We start from the raw sequence: 24,411 nt of genomic DNA, 5'->3' as shown, positions 1-24,411 counted from the left end.
CTTATTTTTCTTCCATTTGAATCAGCACCGGACCTAATAATCCAGCGGGATTTAATGGTTTCCCCTCCAAACGGAAAGGTGCAGTGGTTTTTGTAATCCTCTTATCTTCTGGCAATTTACTATCGCCAATTAAACGGTTAGCCCAGGTATTCGTAACTTCGATTTCTATTTTGTTTTCGCCCTTTTTTATTGCCTTACTGATATCCAGGCGGTGTGGTGCCGTCCACAAGGTGCCACAGTTTATACCATTGATTTTTACCTCTGCAATACTGGAGAATTCGCCCAAATCAATCCATGTTTTACCCTTTTCGTTTCCGGCGAAACTGAAGGTTTTGTTATAAACAGCAATTCCGGAATAATATTTAACAGCGCTATCAGCGTTTGTTGTCCAATCGGTTAAATCGTTTAATATTATAGGTTTCGATGGTCCTCCATAAGACGTATCGAATTTTGCCTGCCATGATTTGGAAATATCCTGAATGGATTTGAATCTGCTTGAATTTGATCCGTTATTTAATTGAGTTAAATCTGTTTTCTCTTTAAAAATCACGAAAATTGAACCGTTTGCCGGCAATTTCAGATTAAAATAAGTTCTACCATCTTTAAGCGACCAACTTTTTAAATCAATATTATTGTTTGTGGCCACATCATAAATTCGAGGAATTCTACCAATCATCCGAAACGAAAAATTAAATTCCCTTTCCTTATTCTCTTGATTTGTAATAAAATAAATATCATTATCAATAGTTTTTCTGTGTGCAAATGCCACACGTCTAGTCGGTAAAATGTGAGAACTTAATAACGGTTGAAATTCGTTGATATCCAAATCCTTTTCCAAACCAAGACTTGTAAAATCATTACCTTCAAACGGAGCTTTGAAAATTTGTCCTAAGCCAAGTTTTCTAGTATAAATAGGCTTACCTCCGTTTTTGAAAGACTCAAAGTTTCCTCCCCAAATTTCATCAACAATTTTATCAAATTCAATCTTATTAACCTGCTTAATTCCAGATTGATAAATTGGCTTATCTCCTACAATCACTTTAGCTCCTGCCTTAACCAATACTGAAAGTTTTTTAACTACTTCGTAACTCATGTACTGGTGATTCGGGTTCATTTTCATGTTGCCAGGGAAAACCAATATTTTATATGTTGCGCCACTTTCGAACATCACATTACCATCTTTAACGCTTGCTGTTTTTAGAACATCGGGATTGAAGCTATCGTAAGCGTAACCACGCAAAGGATTTACCCAGTTTTCGGCATCGGCCATGTTTGCGGAATGGGTAACACCTGCCGGAATCTGCCTCAATGGCTCCCCTACATTTGCCAGGCGCTTCTTTTCAGCTTCCACTACATCAGCACCAAAAATACCGGGCAAGATTTCTACCAAACGGTCAGGCAAAACTGAACGGCGGGGTAATTCTTCACCAGTAAAAACGGCGATATCTACAACAGGTTTTCCTTGTTGTAGCAAGTTCTGCGTTCTTTCAGCATAATCTATCCAGGCTTTTCCGGCCTTCCACCAGGTTTGATCGCGTTGAAAATATAAACCTACACCGTCTAAGGTCATTCCGGGTTTTCTATCCGTCCATGGATTGTGTGTAAAAACGTGATAGACGAGTTTATTGATCCCGAGGGCATAATTTCTATCCTGCAAAGTTTTCATATTTGCCGGACTTTCATTCCAGTTCATTCTGACGGTGGTAAAAGCCTCGGCCTGGATAATGTTTTTACCATAGATATGTGCTCCGGAAATGGCATCCAACATATCATTCGGTTTATCATGTGTTGGGCTGTTTAACCAAAACTCACCCATAGGTACATCAACCGTTTTGTAGTGCATCAATCCGTCACTCATCATGGTTGGTGCAATACTTTCGGCCGTAAAAGTTACCCCCTTATCCTTTGCCAGCTTAGCCAGCGTTTTATAAAACTGGTCGACAACTAATTCAGAAATCGTTTTTCTAACATCGTAAAGGAAATTTTCGGACACGGATACATTCTCTACAGGTAATCCGGTCATGATGGGTAAATAAGGCGTTAAATCGTAACCTCTTCGCTTTAAAAATTCTGCTTTAAATACCGGCGACCAATTCTGACTGCCGCATTCCCAACTATCCACATGAAAAACACTTAAAACTTTCTTGGCAATTTCGGGTCCGCCATGTTTTAAAGCTTCTCCATACCAATTGTTGAATTGTAGTTTTACCGCTTCGGGGTTAAATTTATCGCATTCTAGTCCCTTTCCACCACCACCAGTGGCATTGGTATGCCCGGTTGAAGTATGGCCTATTCTCAGAATGGTCCAGCTGCCTTTTGGTGCCTTCCAGTTTAAGGTTCCATCCGGACTTAATTTGTTTGTTAGATTGATGATCTTATTCAAGGGCACACAAAGATTTTTAGCAATTTCTGCTTCGGTGCTTCTTTTGCTGATTCGCCAAACTGAACCATTCTTGCCTTCAAACTGGTTAACCTGTGCTTCAGCAGATAACTCCAGATTGACCAATTTTAAAGAAGGTTTCCATTTGGCTGCATCCAGATCCTCTGAACCTGGCTCCGAACCCTTTTTATCATAAATAAACCTGAAAAATTTTGCGGTGGTGGTTACAATTGAATGCGTTACATCTTCATCGGTATCCTGCCATCCATGTCGCGGGGCTTCTAACCTGCCAACGGAGCGGAAAACTTTACCATCATCGCTCACCTCAATGGCTAAACGTTGTGCCTGATAGTTATTTCCACTCACTTTAATGGTGACTGTTCTGCAGGTGAAAGGTTTTTCGAATTCGTATTGAATGTAACAAGGCTCATTTGAGCCAAAGTTTTTCTTATTACCAGGTTGCACTAAACCTGTGGCATCGGCCCCATTACTTGCTGTAATTTTAGGAATAACAGTTCGTGTTGACATGTTTTCGCCAATTGGAGAAGGGTAAGCATAAACGGCAATATCTTTATAATAATTTTCTTTTGATTCAGGTTGATGTAAAGAGATCTTATTAGTTGTATTACTGAGGTTTATTTTTGACCAAACCACTTTTTGCATCGACAGTTCCGGCGTTATCCATGGTCCACCGGCCAGAGCAAAACCATCACTTACATGCATGCCCAGTTTCATGTTTAAACGTTTGGCCTCACTCATGGCAAATTCAACCATTTTCCACCATTCTGGCGTAAGTTGAACTACAGGCGGTGAATAAACTGGTGTTTTATCAGGGCCTTGAATGCTCATTAAATAAGCACCCGCAATGCCATTTGATTTCATGGCTTCCAGATCGTCAGTAATGCCGGCTTTTGAAACCCCACCTTTAACCCAATACCAAAATACCCAGGGTTTTGCATTTTCATTTTGTTGCGCGAAAAGGTTTGCTGAAAAGTGAAGACTGATCAGTACTAAGCATAAAACCCTGATATTTTTAGAAATGATCATTATTTATGTGCGATTTTATAACCCCGTAAGCCGAAATAAAGGATAATCAGAAAACATACTAATGGAATGCTGTAGCCAATTTGTACATTGTCATTGCTTGCATCTATTACTGCACCCATTGTTAATGGAACCACCGAACCCCCAATTATAGACATAATCAACCATGAGGAACCTGGTTTGGTATCGTCACCAATACCTTCAATGCCCAATGCAAATATTGTTGGAAACATGATCGACATGAAAAAACCTAAACCACCTAGTGCATACACTACAATTGGGCCTTTAACTGTTATCGCAATTAAACATAGGACGATGGCAACACAGGCGTAAATAGACAACAACTTAGGTGATTTTACATAAGCCAATAGGGCTGTGCCTACAAAGCGACCAACTGTAAATAGTATACCATAGATAAATAAATAAATGCCTGCGGTTCTTTCATCAAAACCAGCACCTTGTTGCGCTGCACGGATAAATGAACTTGTAACACATACCTGGGCACCTACATAAAAAAATTGTGCAATAACGGCCCATCTCAAATGCTTATGTTTTAGTGCTCCTAAAAAGCTACCTTTTGCTTCACCATCTACACTTTTTGTTTTGATTTCGGGGAATTTAATAAAGCAAAAGGCTATAGCAATTGCAACTAAAACTGTTCCTAAAATAATATAGGGCACTTTAACAGATGATGCTTCTGCCAGGCGCACTGCCTCTGTCATATTGGTTAACTCATCTTTAGTATAGGTTTTCCCTGATAGAATATAACGGGTACCAATAAAACCAGCCACGGCTGCTGCTAAGCCATTAAAAGAAGCCGCTAAATTTAAGCGGGTTGCTGCTTTTGCCGGATCACCAAGAACAGCTGCATAAGGATTAGCTGAGGTTTCTAAAGTAGCCAAACCGCATCCAATGATAAATAATGCAATTAAAAAGGTGAAATACGAAAGGTTATTTGCAGCTGGAACAAATAAAAATGCTCCAAATGCAAATACTAATAGCCCCACAATCATTGTGATTTTATATCCCCATTTCTTAAGGATAATTCCAGCCGGGATTGCCATTATAAAATACGCTAAGAAAATCGATGTATCAATAAACATCGATTCGAGATTACTTAAGTTAAAAGCTTTCCGTAAATGTGGAATTAAACTTGAATCGAGGTTATGCGCCATTCCCCAAAGGAAAAACAGACTGATGACGAAGATAAATGGTATGAGGTATTTTCTGCCCGATGATTGATCACCCTGTGTTATAGTTTCTGGTTGTGTGTTGTGGTTCATTATATTTGGTTTACTCCTAAATCCCCTGGAGGGGACATAAGATAAAGGTTAATTATTTTTTCTTTACAACAAGCAGGTGGTCGCAGACCAATACCACTTCTCCATGTTGATTGATGATTTCTACGTGTTCGGTTACGGTGCCATATTCAGGTCTTTTGCTCTCCCCCTTTTCTGAAATGGTAATTTCGGAGTGGATGGTATCGCCAATGAAAACCGGTTTTACAAAACGTAATTTATCGTAACCTTTGCTCATGGCTTCCGGATTAATTTCTGATGCGGTTAAACCGATACCGATACTAAAAATCATGGTTCCGTGGGCAATACGTTGTTTAAAAGGTTGTGTTGCACACCATTCCGCATCCATGTGGTGCGGAAAAAAATCGCCGGTATGCCCCGCATGAACCACAAAATCGGTTTCGGTTATGGTCCGACCTAAGGTTACACGTTTATCCTGTAATTGGTAATCTTCAAAAAATGTTGATTTGAAATACATAATTTTAATCTTTTTTACGAACCCTCGCAGGTTTTAAAAACCTGCGAAGTTTAAGCATTTAGTTTTTTAACTGCTCCTTAACTTTTACTCCACCAATATCGCTCGATTGATAGGCACTTTCTACAACGGCCATGGTTTGAATCACATCTTCAACACTGGTCTGCAACACATCGGTTGAACCTTCATTATAGCGCATTAAATTGGCCATGGTGCCAATGAAAGCCTCCGGAAACCAGGAGCCGTCTAATTTAACTGTCTGCCATTCCGGAGTTTTTCCGTCTTCTGCTATGCAATATTCAAATACATCAGGTAAGCCATGCGGATAATCCATCAATAAACCGATTTTAGCTACAATAGCACCTTTTGTTCCTTCCCATTTGATGTAACTTTCCTGGTGGTTTGGACCGAAATCATGGTCGTGGTTGGTATTGATTACCGCATGCATGGTATCGCCATAATCGAATAAAATGGTAGAACGTGATGAAGACAAACTTTTCGCAGGATGTTTTAAGGTTTTTGCCAGAATACTTTCGGGATTACCCAAAAATGAACGGATTAAATCGACATAATGAATGCTATGGTACTGAATTTCCAATCTTGGATGAATAATTACATGCGGGAAGATTTCCCAGGGTGTTTTAATCGTCACCCGGACTTCCATATCGTATAATTCGCCAATTAAACCTTGATCAATGAGGTACTTTGCAGCGCTTACAAAAGGTGCAAAACGCAACTGGAAGTTGATTGCTGCTTTAAACTTCTTTACCCTGCATAACTCAAGGATTTCCTTTGCCTGTGCAAAATCATCGCCCATGGGTTTTTGGATCAATACTGCACTTCCATCCGGCAATTGTTGCAGGGTTTCGATGTATTGCTCAGGCATGATGGTTAAATCGTAAACTGCATTTGCTGGAGCCAGTTTTACTGCTTCGGCCACCGAATTGTAGACATTTGGAATGCCAAAAGCATCAGCCAGTTTCTGTGCCCGCTCTTTGGTCCGGTTTACAATACCATGCACTTCAAAACCTGCAATTTTATAGGCAGGAAGATGCGCATCGGCCACTATTCCCCCTGCACCAATGATAATGATGGGCTGTTTGGTTTGTGGTAATTCTGGCTTATATTTAATATCCATACTCATTTGTCAATTTCATTAATCTGGTGCTGTGCAAGCTGGATGAGTTCTTCAGTCGCGGCATCGGTATTAATAGCCTGTAAAACCATCTGGTCGATAATGGAGGCAATAGCAGCCCATTTTTGTTTCTGTGGCAACATATTGGCCACCTCATGTAATTGTTCCAGTTTATGGTAATAAGGAATAATCTGGTTGATTTTTTCATCTTTCCAGGTCGATATCCGGCAACCGATCCCCCCATCTAAAGTAATTTGTTTATCCTGTTCAGCAGCCAGGGCAAAACGTAAAAAATCGTACGCTACAACTTTATTTTTACTGCCCTTGGCGATGGTATAAAGCCAATATACATTTAGCGATGCCGAGTTTTTACCTGGAGCAGATGGCAATCGTTCCACATCAACTTTTCCTTTTACCTTGGAATTGGCATCCACTTCGCACATAGCCGCAAAACCAAACCAATTGATCATCATGGCAGCTTCGCCTTGTGAAAAGGCGATTCCTGCGGCTACAGATTCGAATTCGGCCGATTTTGGGTGAACAGCAGTTTTGTCATTAACCATTTTACGATAGAAATTTAATCCATCAATGGCTGCCTGGGTATTGATCTGGATAAAACCATTTTTATCAACCAATGTCCCACCCCTCGTCCATAATTGCAGTGCAAAATCGAAAACAGTGTTGTGGCCATCAGGGTAACAGGCGAAAATACTGCCATACAAATTTTGTTCCGGGCGGTTGAAATAACGGGCAATCTGATGAAAATCTTCCCAGGTTTTGGGCACTGTTAAGGTTTTGCCAAATTGAGCAAAATATTTAGCCTGTTCGGCCTCGCTTTCGAATAACTCTTTCCTGTAAATAAAACATTCCGGACCATCATGGAATGGCAAGCCTACCACTTCCCAACCGAAACGCTGCAGCCCTAAAAGCGATTTGCTCCATCCTCTTGGAAAATCGTCGGGTTTGTTTTTATTGATGTAAGGATTTAAAACTTCGAAATCATTGCCGGAATAACCTTCCAAAACCCAATCGGTACTGATATGCGCAATATCAAAATCGCCCTTTGCCAAACCTTTTTGAGTGATGGTACTCTCGTAAAGTTCGTGCAAATCCATTACCACCATTTCCAACTTTAGTGTACAGCCCGAAAGGGTACAATATTGATCCCAGAATTTCTGCATGGCAGTTTCAAATGGGGCAAATTTACGAACGGCTATCCTGAAAGTTTCTATTTGGTTATGCATTTGCAGTGGTATGCTGTGTTATAAATTCTTTGATAATTTTTTCATTATCCTGACCTAATTTTGGCGAACCTACTGATGAAGTCAATATTTCTCCATCAATGCGGATCGGGCATCTGGTGGTTTCATATTTGTAACCATCAATCATTTCCACTTCCTGAACCATGTTTAACACCTTAAACCCCTCATGGGCCATCAGTGCATTCCAGTTTAATACATCGGCACACCAGATATCGTCCGGTTCTAAAATGGAAAGCCATTTTTCGGTAGTGGCCGATAAAAGATGATCAGCCAAAATTGCCTTAATCTCATCACGTTTATCAAATGCCTCGCTAATTTCAATGTAATCTTCTAATGCTTCGCAGCCGAGCAGGTTACCAAGCTGTGGAATGGATGCCATCGCCAGGGCTAAATATCCGTTTTCTGTTTGATAAATCCCATAAGGAGCGCCTAAATATGCATTTGCATTGTTCTTTTTCGAACGTTGGGGCAACGATCCGCCATCATTCATAAAAGTGGTGATGGTTTCAAACTGGAAATCGTAAGCAGATTCCATCATGCTGATCTGTACAAAACCACCTTCGTTTTTTATCGCTTTCCGGTATAAACAAGCAAGGATTCCCTGCGCGAGGTGTGCGCCTGCCAACATATCAATAATGGATAAGCCCATTGCCACAGGGCCGCTATCGGCATTTCCAGTTAGGGAAGTTAAACCGGTAACGGATTGTAGAAGTAAATCCTGACCAGGTTTATTTTTCCATTCCGTGTTGTTGCCATAGCCTGAAATTTCGCCATAAATGATGGTTGGATTTAAAGCGGAAACGGATTGATAATCGAAACCTAAACGTTCCATTACCCCCGGACGGAAATTATGGATCATTACATCTGCTTTTTTAAGCAGTTCGCGTACCATTTCGCAATCTTCTTCGCGTTTTAAATCAACCTCAAAACTTTCTTTATTCCTGTTGATGGCATGAAAAACCGACGATTCGCCGTTCATGATCAGGTTAGAGGTGTAGAGCGTGCGGCAAATATCGCCTACACCCAATCGCTCGATTTTGATTACACGCGCACCCATATCGGCCAGGCGCAAACTCGCTGATGGCCCCGATAGGAACTGGCTGAAATCGATAACTAAATAATCTTCAAGCGGTAGCATAATTCTATTATTTATAATAAGGCTTGTTTACCATGCCTCATTGTTCTTTTATTTATCCGTTAAGTCTAGCGTATCGTCATTCCAAACTTTGATTGGGAATCGTAATACAATGGGCATTAGGGTTCCCGCCTGCGCGGGAATGACGATACTTTTATTAATTCAACTCAAACTCTTTATTAATCTCAGCTGTCCCAAAACCCAGTTTTGGAGCTGCTTTACTGGCAAATAGCTTTTGATTATCCAAACGAATCGGGCTCACGGTTGTCTTTATTTTTTTGCCATCAGCTAAATCCAGTTCCTGCTCAATCTGCAAGCTTTTATAAGTATTCATGGCTGTAGCAGTTTGATAATTCAGTACTTCTGCGCACCAGATACCGTGACTTTCCAAAAGATCGACCCAATGTTTGGTATCTTCTTTTTTAAAAGTTTCAGCCAAACGTATGATCAATTTATCACGGTTTTCGAATGCTGAACCAGCTTCTACGTACAGATCAGTAATATCGCAATTGATGATCGCGCAGATATTTGGCAGGTTGCCCATGGCCATGGCAATATAACCGTCGTTGGTTTCGTACATGCCATAAGGAGCGCTTAAATAAGCGTGAGCGCTGCCTTTTGCTCCGCTTCTATCGGGCAATTTACCGCCATCATTTAAATAGGTGGTTAATACTTCAAACTGTACATCTAAAATGGATTCCAGCAAACTCACCTCAACCAAAACACTTTTATTGGTTTTTGCCCTTTTAATTAAAGCGGCCATAATGCCTTGTGCCAAATGGTTTCCGCACATGATATCCGATACGGAAAGTCCGAAGGGAACCGGCCCGTCTACATCAACACCGGATAAAAATGTTAATCCGGAAACGGATTGCACCAGTAAATCCTGACCTGGCTTGTTTTTCCACGGACCTTCAGTTCCATAGCCGGTTACCACACCATAAACAATTTTTGGGTTGATGTTTTGAACGTTTTGATAATCCAGACCAATTTTCTCCATCACACCAGGGCGGAAATTATGTGTCATCACATCGGCTTTACTGATTAATTTTTTAAGTCTTTCTAAGTCTTCCGGATTTTTTAAATCGGCAGTATAACTTTCTTTATTCCGGTTGATGGTATGAAAAAGCAAACTGTCTTCATCCACAAAAAGATTCTTGATAGATAAAGATCTGCAAGCATCGCCTGTTTTAGGTCGTTCGATTTTAATCACACGGGCTCCTAAATCGGCCAGTTTTAATCCTGCCGATGGTCCGGCCAAAAACTGGCAAAACTCTAAAATCAAAAGTTCTTCTAGCGGTCTGTTCATGATAACACTAAACTTTTAGATTGCAGATATAACTCGTTCATGGCCGATAAAATCTGAATTTCATCACCCCCATTCATTAAATAATCGCGGACAACATCACCCGCGTGATCCTGAAAATACATGGAACCATGGTAGCGTGGACGGAGAAATGCTCTCTGTAAAGCGGGTAAGGTATTTTGAAAATAATTATGACTCTGGCGGTTGACTTCTTCGTTTTTCCAGGCGGATAAATGTCCTGGCTGACCGCCACTTTCGAAAAATAAAGTAGACTGACAAGCAGGTGATCCCACAAATTCTACATATTTGGCAGCAAGCTCCAACGCTTCGCATTTAGCAGAAATGGCTAAACCTGTTCCACCCAATGTGCTTCTCAGGTTGGTTTTACCATCTAAAGAAATCATGTCGTGAAAATGCAGGGTTTTGCGTGCATAACCATTTCGCGAGTAATTGGAATAACCATAAGCAAAAGGACAATAAGCAATTTCATCACTTAAGGTCATTGCTTCATAAACCTGAATCGGGTTTCTGTTGAAGTTTGCTTGATCTATTTTCGACGCCAGTTCCCGGTACATTTTTAAAACTTTTACGCCGATTTCAGTTGAAATTACTTCATCATCATTTTGGCAGGGATCTTCTCCCAAAGAGCAGCAAAGGGTATAAAAATTCATTAAAACATCAATCGGAATACCTGCAAAAGCAACTAAACCTCTATCGGCCAATGCAAGTAGATCTTCGAATGATTTAGGCAATTGCAATCCTTTTTCGGCGAGTAAATCCGGTCGCGATGCCGCCACAGGTGTTGCTGCATCTACGGGTAGTGCCCAGAGGTGTTCGTCATAGAAATAACTTTCAAAAGATTGACCTACGGAATTTTCTTCCTGATCTTTTAGATAATCTTCAGAAAGATAAAGATCTAAAGGCACTATGGATTTTGTTTTTGCAGCAAAACCAGCCCATGGATGATCGATCACCAACAGGTCAAAACGCTCTGCCAGTTCCTGAATGGAAAAATCGGCAAATTGCTGCAAACTTCTTTTTTCCCAGGTGATGTGCACACTGGGGTGTAATTCGGAAAAACGCTGTGCTGTTGCCACCATCGGCAAAAGCCCACGACTGTGGTTCCAGGTTATTCCTTTTAAATTAATTATCTTTTCCACTTTATTTTTATCTAATGGTTGGTGTCTCCACCGACCATGTTTTTATTATAATTTTTTCGGTTGGTGAGACACCAACCGATAGGTTTTTAATTTGTGGTTCGCGGTGACACGAACCACGGCATGATTTCATGTGACTATCATTGGAAGATTCCATCAAGGCAATCGTCATTCCCGCGCAGGCGGGAATCCTAAAGCTTATTGCATTAAGATTCCCAATCGAGTTGGGAATGACGATTTTTCGCGGCCTAGCGATTCAAGAAAATCCCTTTCATTATTTTGTGTTCTTCGTAACTTGATGGTTATAAAGCTGCGTATTATCATTATTTCCTGGTTTTAATTATGATCGACGAAGGCGACAAACCTGCAGATGTTGCCCTTAACTTAATTGTTCCTGCTTTTTCTGTTGATTGCAGTATGGCTAAGCATAAACCATGAAATGCTTTGCGGTAATTCGCTTTAAAAGGTTCTAAGCTGGCCTGAAATCCATTGTCAACGCCAGCAATAAAGCCATTTCCTTCTACTTTGAAATCGACTAAGTTATCGGCGTTTGGTACCACATTTCCTGCTGCATCCAAAATGCGGACGGTAATGAATGATAAATCCTTGCCATCGGCTTTGATGTTTTTTCTATCGGCAATCAATTCAATTTTAGCAGGTGCTCCGGCAGTTTTTACCTCGCGGACCAATACTTCTTTCCCGTTTTTACGCGAAATGGCTTTTAATGTCCCCGGTTCGAAATTTACGTTCCAAAGCACATGGAGATCATCTCCTTGTTTAGATTTTTTACCCAATGATTTTCCGTTGAGGTACAGTTCAACTTCATCGGCTTTGTTATAATAAGCCCAAATTTCAACCGATTTGCCCTTTTCCCAATTCCAGTGTGGTAAAATATGTAAAACGGGTTTATTGGTCCACTCGCTTTGATACATGTAATAGGAATCTTTCGGAAAACCTGCTAAATCAACAATTCCGAAATAAGAACTTCTGGCCGGCCAAGGGTAAGGTAAAGGTTCGCCCAGGTAATCAAAACCCGTCCAAACGAATAAACCAGACACATGATCATATTTTTTAGCTTCCTTCCACGTTTCTTCATGTGTTGAACCCCAGTAAGCCGAAACGTTATCATAAGCAGATGCTGACCATTCTTTATTACCTGCTGTGAATTTGGTTTTACCATCTTTCGGCCAACGGCGGATGGTATCTGCAGTATCATAAAATCCTCTTGTTTCAAGTGCTGAGGTGGTTTCAGTAGCTAAAAACTTAACACCTGGATAGTTTTTCGGGAAATCTTTGTACAGTTTATGGTTATAGTTTAAGCCGTAAATATCAAGCGCATTGGCCTGGTAGATGAAATTCTTTTCCGCTTTTGTTTCCGTTAATGCAGAAATTACAGGACGGGTATTATCCAGATTTTTAACAATTTTGACCAACTCTTTTGTTATCGCAATGCCTGTACTGTCAAATTGCTCACGGATTTCGTTGCCGATGCTCCAAAGGATAATGGATGGGTGGTTACGGTCGCGCTTAACCATATCTTCCAGGTCAGCTTTATGCCATTCAGAAAAGTTCAGGTGATAATCATTTTTGGTTTTTTTCTTCGCCCACATATCAAAGGCTTCATCCATGACTAAAAAGCCCATTTTATCACATAAATCTAAAAACTCAGATGCAGGCGGATTATGCGCGGTACGGATGGCATTTACACCCATTTTCTTCATAATTTCGAGTTGGCGTTCCATCGCACGGACATTTACGGCAGCGCCTAAAGCCCCTAAATCGTGATGCAGGCAAACACCCAGGATTTTCATCGGTTTTCCATTTAAGGAGAAACCCTTTATCGCATCAAAATTAAATCTCCGGATGCCAAAAGTGGTACTTTGTGCATCTATAATTTTATTTTCTGAATCGATGATTTTAACCAGTAAAGTATATAAATAAGGTCTTTCTACTGACCATATTTCTGGCTGACTGATCAGCAGGCTAGAAACATTTTTCCCCGTATTATCTTCTAATACATCTGCTGCAATAAGATAATTTGCGACATGTTTACCTTCTTTATTAAGAACAGAAAACTCAATTTTGTATTTTTTAGTTTTATCTACAGATTTATTTATAAAACTAACCTGTGGTGCTACAAAACCTACTGCTTGCCCGGGCTTCAAATTGCCTCCATCTGTCGATTCTCCGAAATCGCCACTTACAAAGCCCGCTTTAACGAAAACGCCATGTTCTTTTATGGCAACTTTAGCAGTTGAGGTTAACCATACATTTCTATAAATACCTGAGCCTGAATACCAGCGCGAATCAGGCTGTGCTGAATTATCAACCTTAACAGCAATCATGTTTTTTCCAGATTTTAGAAATTTGCTGATTTCATAAGAAAATGAACTATAACCATAAGGTCTTTTGCCTAAATATTCACCGTTTACCCAAACTTCACTGTTTTTATATACGCCATCAAATTCGACTGTGATTAATCTATCCTTAAAATTGGCAGGAGCAATAAATCCTTTTCTGTACCAAGCAGTTCCGGTGGGTAAACCACCTCCTTCGGATTTTGCAGGGTTTTTCTCATCGAATTTTCCTTCGATGCTCCAATCGTGAGGCAAGGTTAATTTTCGCCATTTTGAATCATTGTAAGAAGGTAATTTAGCATTTGGTTCATCGCCCAGGAAGAATTTCCAGTCTTTGTTAAAGCTGGTTCTGGTGCGGGATTCCGGCGCAGTCTTATCTCGATTGGTCGTCATTGCGAGGCACGAAGCAATCTTACTACTATGGGTTGGACGTTCTTTCGCATTAGGAATGCTTTCCCAATGTTTCGGGACAAGCTTAGCCTCGCAATGACGAGATGCCCACAAACCCAATGTCAGAAAAATTACAACTTTAAAATTATGTAGCCTCTTCATGTTATTTCTTTATTTCGCTTACAAAATCCAACTTACTTTTACCTAAATCATTCGATGTAGCTACTGCAATTCCACGCTGATCCTGTTTGTTCACCGCACAATAAAAATGATAAACCACACCTTTATACTTCAAAACGAATGATTTATGTGCGTACAGTTCATCATATTTTTCTGAAGATTCAATCAGGTTATCGCCTGTCCAATCGGTCCAGTTTACTAGATCTTTTGAAACCGCGAAACGGTTGAAAGATCCTTTCCTGTCTTGCCAAAAGGCTCCAAAGTAAAACATGACATAAGACTTGCCAATCTGCTGTAATACAGCATCTCCTGTTATACCGACAGGATGATGAAGGACAGGGTTTTTATTAAACCGCTGCCAATGAACCATGTCCTCAGAAACTGCCATACCAATCCGTTCGTACCAGCGTGTTTTTTTATTGTTTGCCAGTGAATCGCCCACAGCATTGTAATACATCACAAAGCGATGGCCGGTTAATCTTTTCTGATCTTCAATCACTGTGCTTTTAAATAGTTTATTGCGGTTTTCCCACCAGCGTACATCTTTATCCAGAGAACTTAAAACGGGTTTGTCTAAACGGTTCCACTCCTGCACAACCGATGGGTGTTTAGCGCTATAAGCCATCCCGATGGATAAGGGCTCTACTTCGTAACCTTTTTCTTTTCCCCCGAAATAAGACATCCAATATTTACCATCAAATTGATTTACCCTGTAACTTCCGCCCCATTTTATATCAAGCAAAGCATTGTAGCCTGCTTTTTGGTTATCGTCCCAGTTGCCTGCATCAGCGAACGACATCAGTTTTCCCTGATTTTCCCAGTGTAACAGGTCCTTACTTTTTGCCAGCCAGGTTTCGTAACCGCGACCGCTAAAAATGAGGTAAGTCATGTACCAATCTTTACCTTTTTTAAACACAGTCGGACAATCCATTTTATGGTCTTTATCCTCAGGAACCATTACCAAGCCATATTTATAAGGCGTTTTAACTTCCTGGTAAATCTTTTCCATCTCTGCCGGAGAGATGGTTTGATTTTGCTGTGCGATTGATTTAAAAGCCCAAACAAAAAGGAGAATCATGATGCTTATCTTTCTCATTTGTACTTTAAATTAAATTTGTAATAGCCTGAACCTATGGCAACTTTAGTTTTGCCGTTTTCGATCCCTGCATCGGTAAATGCTGCATGATTTTCTTCTGAAAGTTCACCTTTTGGCAATGCCGGAAAATAAACTACAGCCCTGGTATTTACCGGAATATTAACTTCCAGCATGAAATTTTTATCTGTTTTCTCCCATTTGGTGGATATTTTGCCATAAGGTGAATTGTAATTTACATTGGCTGAAGTTAAATCACCCACTACTTCTGGTTCTATTTTAATTTGCTTAAAAGCAATCGAATTTTCTGCCTGACGAATACCGCCAATACCGCTATATAACCATTCCATTAAATGACCGAGCATAAAATGATTGTTGGAAACTGTTGGTAAAGCCGCCCACGATTCCGTTAACGCAGTAGCACCTTTGGCGATCTGCATGCCGTAACCTGGTACATCCGAGCGGCTGTTCATATCAAAAATCACATCCGATCGTCCTGCATCTTCCAAACCACGCAGCACATAACGGTAACCTATATCTCCAGCAGATAAACTATTTTTCCTGTCGCGGATATCTTTAACCAGGTTGTCAATTACTTCTTTTTTATCCTCTTCTGCAACTAACCCCATATAAATGGCCATGGCATTTGCAGCCTGTGAACCCGTTGCATATTGCTTTGTTTTGGCATCAAAAAATTGGTTGTTAAATGCTTTGCTTACTTCAATGGCAAGTTTTGAATAAGCCATCGCATCAGCCTTTTTACCCAAAAGTGTGGCCATTTGCGCTAATATTTTTAAATCGTAATGGTAAATCGCTGTTCCGGTAACACCCATTGGCGTAAGTTGTGAAACACCCGGCGGTTTTGGTCCTAAATCGTACCAATCGCCCAAGCCCTGAGATAAAATATGGTTATTTGCTTTCGTGCCTAAATAATTAATGTAGCGTTGCATCATCGGGTAATAATCAAGCATAGCCTGTTTATCTCCATACCACTGGTACAGGTACCATGGCATTAAAATATTGCTACTACCCCATTCTGGCGAATCGCGGAACATATCTCCGCCCCATTCAAATTTCACATATTCAGGTGCAATTTCCGGGATCAATCCACTGGCTAACTGCGAGTTTTTCATATCCTGCAAGGCCTTTTTGAAAAGCGGTGCAGCATTATAATTGTAACGTACAGAGCTGCCCATTAAGTGCAGTTCTTCTAACCAGCCTAATTTTTCGCGGTGCGGACAATCGGTAAATACGCTCACCATGTTGCTCCTGATCGACCAATCGATCAGACTGTAGGTTTTATTGAATAAATCGTTCGAAGAGGAGAAATCACCCACCTTTTCGGCCGCATTTCTAATGTGTAAAGCTTTTAAATCTTCAATAATAGCTTTGCCATGGGCATTTTCTTTTCCTGCCGGGACAGCTCCTTTAACCTGCAGGTAACGAAATCCGGTATAAAAGAATCTTGGTCGCCAGGTTTCTAAACCACCGCCTTTTAAAATGTAAGTGAAATAAGATGGACCACCGATATTTTTTTGCGTAACTGAACCATCGGCTTTCAATAATTCGGCAGGTGTAATGCGGATGGTATCGCCTTTTTTACCACGTACTTTTAGCTCGATAATGGCCGAAGCATTTTGCCCCATATCATAAACCCATTCGCTATTGGCTATGGCAGTGATGTTTTGAGCAGAGAAATTTTCGAAAATTTTAACAGGTTCTTCTTTTTGTGCATTTAGCTTTGGTCCATCAACCAATAAGGCAGCTTTCCAGTTTTTATCATTAAAACTGCTTAAATTCCAGCCTTTTTGTTCCAGGCTGGAATTATAATCTTCTCCACCATAAATACTCGAAAAAGTAACCGGCGATGGAGCGGTTTTCCAGCTCTGATCACTGATAATATTTGTAAAACTTCCATCGGTATATTCTACCAACACGCGGCAGATCATTTTTGGATAACCAAAAGCCACCTTTAATTTTCTGTATCTCTCCTTAACCGGCGGAACATAATAGAAACCATTACCTAGCATTACACCGATAGCATTTTTGCCCTTTTTAAGCTGTTTAGTGATATCATAGCTAACATATAAAGCTTCTTTGTAGTATTTTGTCCAGCCGGGTGCAAGAAAATCATCGCCAACTTTTTCGCCATTTAAACTCATTTCGAAATGACCCAATCCAGAAATAAAAGCCGTTGCCTTTTTTATGGTTTTAGTTACTGCAAAAGCTTTGCGGAACATCGGTAAAATGTTATTGGCGTTGTATTTATCTTTTTTTCCATCGGTTGGGAGCGTATTTACATTTGAATCAGCGAGCTTCTCATAAGCAATCCATTTAGCGTTTTTCCAATCGGCTGTTTTTAATAAACCCATTTGCCAATAGGCTTGATTACTCCATTCTGATGTGTTTCCGAAATTATCCCAAACACGCAACTTCCAATAGTATGTTTTGGTAGATAATAGCTTAGCACCTTCGTAAGTGATCTGTATAGATTGAGCAGAATTTACCTTTTTAGTATCCCAAATATCGCCAATGTTCTTTTTCAGGTTTGTGGAATTACTAGAAACCAAAATCTGATAAGCGGTTTGCCTCACATTGTGTTTGGATGACTGTAATTTCCAGCTTAAATTAGGATTAGGTAAATCGATACCAATAGGATTATTTCTATAAGCACAAGTCAGATCAACCACTTTAATCTCCTGTGCGAAAAGCGGAATAGCCAACAGATAAAGCCAAGAAAAAATCAGAAATCTGCTCATTATCCTTTGGTTAGCATTGCGGAATTTTTTACGCAAAAGCAATGGTTAATTTTGGTTTATAAATGGTTAATTGATACCTTAATCTTATTAATAATCGATTTTTGGGATGATTTGATTAATAAAACAGTGTCAATTCAAATATAAATGTTTTTTTTAAATATGAAAACATATATTAGTATTTAAATTACAAAATCTTCCTCTCGATAAATAGGAAAGCATTTTGTATGTTTGAAATTGTAAAAATTACGCTACAGCCAAATTTAAACCTGTATGAACGAAAAGGAATCGAAGTACCAGGCCCCTGCTTTAGATAAGGGACTTGATATATTGGAATATTTATCTGCACAATCTATCCCATTATCTCAAACTGAAATTGCGATCGGAATAGAGAAAACACCGAACGAAATTTACCGGATGTTAATGAGTTTGGAAAGCCGTGGGTACATTCTGCGCGATGAGGTTTCAGGTAAATACAGGCTATCACTAAAGCTTTTTTACCTTTCGCACAGGCACTCACCTATTGATGAGTTACGCAAAGCAGCACAATTTCCGTTGGAAGAACTGGCTAATACCATCCGCCAATCCTGCCATTTGAGTATTTTGTACATGAACCAGGTAATGGTGATTATTCATGCTAAAAGTCCGGGACCGATTGCACTTTCTATTGAAGAAGGAAACTTATTCCCATTGCCTTTAACCGCATCAGGGAAAGTTTTATTGGCTTACATGCAGGAGGATGAGCGAAATACCACTTTAAAAAACAATGCTATTTTCAAGAAATACCCTAAAGCCCAGCAAGAAGATTTTCTGACTTCATTGGAAGATATTCAGCAAACGGGTTCGTATTTCAAAAACAGTGATTCGGTTTCGGGTGTAACCGATCTTTCGGTACCCATTGGAATCAATGGTAATAATGGAATTATCGCCTGTTTAACCATTTCGATGTTAAATGCAATTAATGTAGATCAGGCGATCGAAAATGATGTGATACTCGCTGAAGCGCAGAAGTGCGTTAAAAAAATTGAACAAAGGATTGGGGTTTAGGCCCTACCCTTTGCTCTCAGGTTTTTAAAACCTGAGAGGTTTAAATTAAAAATGTTTGCGCTCGTTTCCTGACGAGTGCATCAATAGCTAAACGATTTTATCGTTTGTAAACGATGAATTATTTAACGCTCGTTAGAAACGAGCGTTAGCCTAAAGCGAATACTTCACCTCATATTCCCTGCCCTTTTCAATCATCACTTCAAATACGCCTTTCGAAAGCTCTTTTACTTCGGCACCTTTAACAACTGGCTTCGATTTACTTTTAATCCTTAATTTCCCAATTCCGGTTGCAGAAGAAACCCTGATTTCTTTTTTACTGCAATACACAGCGATATCACCATTAGCGGTAGGCACTTTGCCTTCAATCCACGCCAGACCACCTAAATTTGGTTCGATGGTGTAAGTTTCATACCCTGGTGTGGTTGGCTGAACGCCCAAATAATATTTTCCCAATAAATAAATAGGACTGGCTCCCCAGGCATGGCAAAGGCTTTTCCCAAACGGACGGCCATACATCGCCAAGTGTTCAGTGCCTATTTTATCTAGATTATATTCTTCCCAGAATGAAGTGGCGCCCAATTTTAACATGCCACCCCAATAGTTTTTCATTTCCTTCAATACATAAGGTTGCTCGCCCATGGCGCAAAGGGCTTCCAATTCATAAAAACGCATGTAAGGCGTGGTAATTTTGGCTACTTTATCGTTTAAGAGTACATTTTCTTTAACGGCTAATTTTTGTTCCAGGCTAAAATAATCAAAGAAAATACCGAACATATTGGCATACCTGGTTACGTTATCAGTCTGTTTATCGTTAATTCGGCTATGCACTAAGGCATTTTTTTGCTGATTCCAGTAAAGTTCAAAGATTTTTGCTTTCAGTTCTTTTGCTTGCTGGTCATACTTTAAAGCACCTTCCGCATCATTGCCTAATTTGGCACATAAAGCCATGGTTTCTAAACTTCTGGCATATAATAACTGCTCAAAACTTACCTCGCCATCCTTGCTCAATTTGTCTGCCCAATCAATAAAAATCCAGTCGCCCGGCATCCATTCTAATAGCCCGTTTTTGTTCTTTCTGCCATCTATATAAGTCATTAACGATTGCATACGGGGATAAATATCCTGCACAAATTTCTGGTCGCCGGTAAATTTGTAGTAATCATAAATCCCTAAAAACCAATAGAAAGAATAATCCATGATGGTATTGATGTGTGCCGTTACCGGATCTTTACCACGCTGAGCCAGCAACGTTCGTTTTACCGTTGGTGCATCAAAAAACGAATAATAATTCATCAGGTAACTTTGATAAGCATCTCCGCTCCAAACCCATCTGTCGCGTTTTATGCCATCGATAAAAAACTCCCTTGTGTTTAAATGGAAGGTGTATTTGGCTACATCGTAGATTTTATTGAGCTCTGCATCTGATGATTTAAAACTTCCGCGTTCGGTTACCGGAGCATATTCATACAACATGGAAACGGAATCAGCAGAAACACCATTTCCGGGTTGAAAATTCACATATCTGAAGGCTTTGGAAAGCGGCATAATGGAATCCTTTTTCTGAGCGAGGTCGATATCCAGATGGTCTAAAGTTTCACATTTTTCGGTAGATAAGGCCTCTTCTTTCGATTCTCCATAATAAATATTCAGGCTCCCTTTTCCTTTTAAGCCATGTACTTTTATAAAACCAAAGGTTTCTTTGCCGAAATCAGAGATTGCACCGTTATTAATTTTTTCTGATTTAACCGCAGATTGTGCGACAACGGGCAATTTAAATTGCGATGGCAATTGGTTCGGATCGTTTAAGTTCCACGAACCGGCAGAAACAAATGTGGTACCCGATTTATCAGAGGTTTTTCCGCTGGCGTCAATCCATTCTTTGTCTTCAAAAGTGGTGAGCCAGGTTTCGTCTGATACCACAGTTTTGCCCTGTACAAAAATTGCCGGAACATGCGCCTGATTGTAAACTTTTAAGCTCAATTTATGCTTTCCGGCAGGAATTTGGATGCTTTTTGGAAAACCGGGAATGGCCTGGCCATCAATTTTTACATTATAGGTGCCTTCTACAATAAGTTTAACTTCTTCAGGTTGCGTAAGGTTAAATTCTTTATGAAAATCGACCAAAACATAGTGACTGTCCATTTTCCAGAATACAGGAAAAAAGGAGCCTCTTTCTGTTCTGCGGTTCTGCATTACATTACTCATGTAAATATCGAAATCGCCGGGATACCAGATCCAGGAGGCTTTTTGGGCGAAGAGCTGAACAACGGAGCCACTGAAAATGATGAGGAGCATTAGCTTTTTTAGGGTTTTCATACTATTTAGTTTTTAGCCACAGATTGACACAGATAAACACGGATTTTTATATTGTGTGTATCCTTTTCATCTGTGGTTCATTTATTACTTTCATTTTTTTATTTGTCCATTAAGATTCCCAATCGACCCGATAGCTATCGGGTTGGGAATGACGATCCTTCTAATTTTAATGTCCGTTAAAGAAGATATAAAGTGCAACCATTACAACAGCCAAAGCAATCCACGAAATCCAAACCGATTTGGCCGGTTTTTCTATATTGGCCTGATGTTCTTCATTAACCGTATAAATGCTAGGTGATCGATCCAGCAATGAAATCAGGATGGCAATGATCAATAAGCCGGCGAAAATGAAAAAGGACAGCATTAAATAGTGTGGCCAAAAGGGAAATTTGTTTGAGGGCAAAATCCACAGATAAGTTACCCCTATGCCTAAACTCAAGATTGAGCCAATAGAAAGCGTGAAGTTTACTGCTTTTCTCGTGGTTTTTTTCCAGAAAACGGTAAGCAGGAATACTACTGAAAGTGGCGGGGCAATAAAACCCAAAACGGATTGAAAAACATCAAATAGGTTTAATCCTTTAATGTTATCGATCGCCAGCACTACAATAACAGCAAATATACAACCAGCCACAACGCTCCATCTTCCGATGCTGATAATCTGTTTATTACTGGCCTGTGGATTGATTTTTTTGACATAAATATCCATGGTAAAAACAGTACTTAATGAATTTAAGGATGAACCAATGGTGCCCACTAATACGGCAATCAATACCACGATCACCAAACCATTCATGCCTGGAGGAAACAGGTTGGTTACCATCGTCATGTAAGCTTCGTTAGGATCTTTTAAGCCGGGAAATAACACATAACAAAGGATACCGGTGCCAATAAATAATGGTAGGGAAAGGATTTTTAACCAACCGATAAAACTCACACCCAACTGACCCTGTTTTAGGTTTTTAGCGCCTAAGACCGATTGTACCATCGACTGATCGGTACAGAAAAAAGCAACAGCAGCAACCGGATAGCCTAATAAAATGGCATACCATGGGTATTTGGGATCGCTGGCGGGTTGTACCAAATTCCAGAAATGATGTGGTGTTTTGGCATAAAGTGCTGAAATGCCTCCAACTTTGTTTAAGCCTAAAAGCATTAAAGAAAGTGAAACGGCAATTAGTAAAATCATCTGGAAAACATTCACTTTGGCAATAGCTTTTAATCCGCCAAAAAAGGTAAACAGGCCTGCAAAAGCGACTAAAACAGTAACAGATTGCCACATGGGAATGCCTAAGATCTGCCTCACCAAAAAGCCTCCTGCAAATAAACCAAGCGATAACCAGGAAATTAAAATCTTCACCAATGCATACCAGGCCAATATGTTTTGAGTAGAATCGCCATAGCGGTTGCCCATAAATTCGGGCATGGTACTCACCTTTGCTGCGAGGTATTTTGGAGCAAAAACTATCGCGAGTAAAAATAGAAATATAAAGGCATACCAGTCAAAATTGACCGCCACAATACCCGTACTGTAGCCGATACTGGCAAAGGCCAATAACATAGACGGACCTACATTGGTGCCCCACATATTAAAGCCGATGCTGCTCCAGTTAAGTGATTTATTGGCGAGAAATAAGGTTTCATCTTCGCTCTTCTTTTTCGAAAAACTGGCCCGGTACCCTATAATCATCAGGATAACGAGGTATGCGATGACGATGATGTAATCTAAATTGGTTAAACGTTCTACTATGTTTCCCATTGGTTTATTTGGTTAGTTTGATTGTACGGCTTCGATAGTTTTTAGCCACAGATGAACACGGATAAACACAGATTTTTTAAGGTTCAATAGCTATAGTTCTTGGAGATACGAGCCATAGCTAATCTTTTCGTCATTGCGAGGAGGTACAACGAAACAATCTTTCATGCAAAATATATTGCTTCTTGCCTCACAATGACGATATTTCTTTTAAAGTCCTATCGATTCCCTTGTAATCTGATTGGCTTTTAAAATATCATCGATCTTTACCGGCAATCCGGTTTCTAAAGATTGATCCATGGCTTGCAACAATGCTACTGTTCCAATTCCTTCTTTTAAATCAGGATAGGCTGTAAAATTGTTATTGATGCTATCCGCAAAGTATTCAAGATAATTTTGGTATTCTCCGGCATGGTGGCTTTGCCCTTCAAAACGGAAGTAATGCTTTAAGGTGGAGTCGCCCCAGGTAATGATCTTTTCTTCGCCTGTTTTAGTGGTAACAGAATAACGCAGTTCATGATAATCAGCCTGACTGGCGCCTTCTGTACCACGGAGTATGCAGCTCATGCCACTGTCGCGGCTTGCGGGTTGTGTTGGTCCGGTATAAGCGCCACTTACCCTTGCAATTCTACCATCTTTTGCCTTGAAAATAAAGTGCATGGTATCCTGATTTTTTAAACCAGCCTTTAAACCGTTGCTGCTTAACATCCCATAGCCCATTACTTCCTCGATATCAGGCAAATACCAACGGATAAAATCTGTTGGGTGACTTAAACCTCCGTAAAGCCATTTAAATGATTGTTTTAACGACCATCCTTTTTCCAAAAACCAACGGTGATCGGCGTGGTAATGACTTTCTATCGTAATCAGTTCACCGATTAAACCTTCTTCAAAATCTTTTTTCTGGCGCATAGCAGGCTCGAAAAAACGGGAACTTTGTCCCACGAAAATTTTCTTTCTTGATTTTTTAGCAAGCTCCAAAAGTTCATTCGCGTGCGCCAGGTCATCAATAAAAGGTTTGGTACAAACCACATGTTTCCCATGTTGAAGCGCCAGTTTTATGTGCTCAAAATGCAAATGATCGGGTGTGTAAATCGCAATCATATCGATTTTGTCGCTGGTTAACATATCTTCGTAGTTCGTTGTCCAGTTTTGAAAATCAAATTCTAAAGCCCGCTCTTCGCAAAGCTTTTTATTGGCATCACAAATCTGGATCAGCTTAAACTTTTTGCTCGCCAATGATGCAGAGATGGTGCTTCTGCCCTCTCCTAATCCTAAAATCCCTAATCTTAACATGATATTATTTTTATAAGCGTTATTGTTTTTA

At 40.1% G+C, this 24,411-nt stretch carries 15 protein-coding genes; 1 reads left to right on the top strand and 14 read right to left on the bottom strand.

Annotated features, from left to right (window positions below; translation table 11 throughout):
• Position 1: 1 nt before the first annotated feature.
• The 11 genes from FFJ24_RS08290 to FFJ24_RS08240 all read right to left on the bottom strand — a co-directional run bounded on the left by FFJ24_RS08290 (position 2) and on the right by FFJ24_RS08240 (position 17,971).
• Entirely contained in the window at positions 2-3,427 is a 3,426-nt protein-coding gene (locus FFJ24_RS08290; RefSeq protein WP_138821038.1) for a glycosyl hydrolase, read from the bottom strand.
• Entirely contained in the window at positions 3,427-4,707 is a 1,281-nt protein-coding gene (gene fucP / locus FFJ24_RS08285; RefSeq protein WP_138821036.1) for an L-fucose:H+ symporter permease, read from the bottom strand. The genes FFJ24_RS08290 and fucP overlap by 1 nt, the downstream gene beginning before the upstream one ends.
• A gap of 52 nt (positions 4,708-4,759) precedes the next feature.
• Entirely contained in the window at positions 4,760-5,200 is a 441-nt protein-coding gene (locus FFJ24_RS08280) for a MaoC/PaaZ C-terminal domain-containing protein (protein WP_010603407.1), read from the bottom strand.
• A 58-nt stretch (positions 5,201-5,258) separates the two neighbouring features.
• Entirely contained in the window at positions 5,259-6,335 is a 1,077-nt protein-coding gene (locus FFJ24_RS08275; RefSeq protein ID WP_138821034.1) for a Gfo/Idh/MocA family protein, read from the bottom strand.
• 2 nt (positions 6,336-6,337) lie between these two features.
• Positions 6,338-7,576: an extracellular solute-binding protein gene (locus tag FFJ24_RS08270; protein WP_138821032.1), complete on the bottom strand. Its 1,239-nt coding sequence runs from the start codon at positions 7,574-7,576 to the stop codon at positions 6,338-6,340.
• Positions 7,569-8,732 carry a CaiB/BaiF CoA-transferase family protein gene (locus FFJ24_RS08265; RefSeq protein ID WP_138821030.1) on the bottom strand — a complete coding sequence of 388 codons (1,164 nt, stop codon included), beginning with the start codon at positions 8,730-8,732 and terminating at the stop codon, positions 7,569-7,571. Before FFJ24_RS08265 ends, FFJ24_RS08270 begins: the two co-directional genes overlap by 8 nt.
• 154 nt (positions 8,733-8,886) lie before the next feature.
• Positions 8,887-10,038, bottom strand: coding sequence for a CaiB/BaiF CoA-transferase family protein (locus FFJ24_RS08260; RefSeq protein WP_138821028.1), 1,152 nt, complete (start codon positions 10,036-10,038; stop codon positions 8,887-8,889).
• On the bottom strand, positions 10,035-11,195 hold the full coding sequence (locus tag FFJ24_RS08255; protein ID WP_138821026.1) for an ABC transporter substrate-binding protein: 1,161 nt from the start codon (positions 11,193-11,195) through the stop codon (positions 10,035-10,037). Before FFJ24_RS08255 ends, FFJ24_RS08260 begins: the two co-directional genes overlap by 4 nt.
• A gap of 320 nt (positions 11,196-11,515) precedes the next feature.
• On the bottom strand, positions 11,516-14,101 hold the full coding sequence (locus FFJ24_RS08250) for a glycoside hydrolase family 2 TIM barrel-domain containing protein (RefSeq protein WP_246862771.1): 2,586 nt from the start codon (positions 14,099-14,101) through the stop codon (positions 11,516-11,518).
• A gap of 1 nt (position 14,102) precedes the next feature.
• On the bottom strand, positions 14,103-15,215 hold the full coding sequence (locus FFJ24_RS08245) for a glycosylase (RefSeq protein WP_138821024.1): 1,113 nt from the start codon (positions 15,213-15,215) through the stop codon (positions 14,103-14,105).
• Positions 15,212-17,971, bottom strand: a complete 2,760-nt coding sequence (locus tag FFJ24_RS08240) for a family 78 glycoside hydrolase catalytic domain (protein WP_138821022.1) — start codon at positions 17,969-17,971, stop codon at positions 15,212-15,214. The genes FFJ24_RS08245 and FFJ24_RS08240 overlap by 4 nt, the downstream gene beginning before the upstream one ends.
• Positions 17,972-18,241: 270 nt before the next feature.
• Between FFJ24_RS08240 and FFJ24_RS08235 the strand changes: the two genes are divergently transcribed.
• A complete protein-coding gene (locus FFJ24_RS08235; protein WP_138821020.1) occupies positions 18,242-19,015 on the top strand; it encodes an IclR family transcriptional regulator in 774 nt (257 codons plus the stop codon).
• A gap of 150 nt (positions 19,016-19,165) precedes the next feature.
• Here FFJ24_RS08235 and FFJ24_RS08230 read toward each other — a convergent pair whose 3' ends face one another.
• The 3 genes from FFJ24_RS08230 to FFJ24_RS08220 form a co-directional block, all read right to left on the bottom strand.
• On the bottom strand, positions 19,166-21,331 hold the full coding sequence (locus FFJ24_RS08230) for an amylo-alpha-1,6-glucosidase (RefSeq protein ID WP_138821018.1): 2,166 nt from the start codon (positions 21,329-21,331) through the stop codon (positions 19,166-19,168).
• A 166-nt stretch (positions 21,332-21,497) separates the two neighbouring features.
• Positions 21,498-23,087 (bottom strand): SLC5 family protein, encoded by a 1,590-nt coding sequence (locus FFJ24_RS08225; protein WP_138821015.1) that lies wholly within the window; start codon positions 23,085-23,087, stop codon positions 21,498-21,500.
• Positions 23,088-23,294: 207 nt separating this feature from the next.
• Positions 23,295-24,380, bottom strand: coding sequence for a Gfo/Idh/MocA family protein (locus FFJ24_RS08220; RefSeq protein WP_138821014.1), 1,086 nt, complete (start codon positions 24,378-24,380; stop codon positions 23,295-23,297).
• Positions 24,381-24,411: the final 31 nt, after the last annotated feature.

The organism is Pedobacter sp. KBS0701 (assembly GCF_005938645.2).
Classification (GTDB): domain Bacteria; phylum Bacteroidota; class Bacteroidia; order Sphingobacteriales; family Sphingobacteriaceae; genus Pedobacter.
Note: the sequence above shows the minus strand (reverse complement) of the source record. Positions and strands in the feature narration are given on the sequence as shown.

What these genes read in the sequence shown, in the direction of transcription:
- FFJ24_RS08225 (WP_138821015.1), bottom strand. Translation starts at nt 23,087, where the DNA reads ATGGGAAACATAGTAGAACGTTTAACCAATTTAGATTACATCATCGTC.
- FFJ24_RS08230 (WP_138821018.1), bottom strand. Translation starts at nt 21,331, where the DNA reads ATGAAAACCCTAAAAAAGCTAATGCTCCTCATCATTTTCAGTGGCTCC.
- fucP (WP_138821036.1), bottom strand. Translation starts at nt 4,707, where the DNA reads ATGAACCACAACACACAACCAGAAACTATAACACAGGGTGATCAATCA.
- FFJ24_RS08220 (WP_138821014.1), bottom strand. Translation starts at nt 24,380, where the DNA reads ATGTTAAGATTAGGGATTTTAGGATTAGGAGAGGGCAGAAGCACCATC.
- FFJ24_RS08235 (WP_138821020.1), top strand. Translation starts at nt 18,242, where the DNA reads ATGAACGAAAAGGAATCGAAGTACCAGGCCCCTGCTTTAGATAAGGGA.
- FFJ24_RS08245 (WP_138821024.1), bottom strand. Translation starts at nt 15,215, where the DNA reads ATGAGAAAGATAAGCATCATGATTCTCCTTTTTGTTTGGGCTTTTAAA.
- FFJ24_RS08290 (WP_138821038.1), bottom strand. Translation starts at nt 3,427, where the DNA reads ATGATCATTTCTAAAAATATCAGGGTTTTATGCTTAGTACTGATCAGT.
- FFJ24_RS08250 (WP_246862771.1), bottom strand. Translation starts at nt 14,101, where the DNA reads ATGAAGAGGCTACATAATTTTAAAGTTGTAATTTTTCTGACATTGGGT.
- FFJ24_RS08275 (WP_138821034.1), bottom strand. Translation starts at nt 6,335, where the DNA reads ATGGATATTAAATATAAGCCAGAATTACCACAAACCAAACAGCCCATC.
- FFJ24_RS08260 (WP_138821028.1), bottom strand. Translation starts at nt 10,038, where the DNA reads ATGAACAGACCGCTAGAAGAACTTTTGATTTTAGAGTTTTGCCAGTTT.
- FFJ24_RS08240 (WP_138821022.1), bottom strand. Translation starts at nt 17,971, where the DNA reads ATGAGCAGATTTCTGATTTTTTCTTGGCTTTATCTGTTGGCTATTCCG.
- FFJ24_RS08265 (WP_138821030.1), bottom strand. Translation starts at nt 8,732, where the DNA reads ATGCTACCGCTTGAAGATTATTTAGTTATCGATTTCAGCCAGTTCCTA.
- FFJ24_RS08270 (WP_138821032.1), bottom strand. Translation starts at nt 7,576, where the DNA reads ATGCATAACCAAATAGAAACTTTCAGGATAGCCGTTCGTAAATTTGCC.
- FFJ24_RS08280 (WP_010603407.1), bottom strand. Translation starts at nt 5,200, where the DNA reads ATGTATTTCAAATCAACATTTTTTGAAGATTACCAATTACAGGATAAA.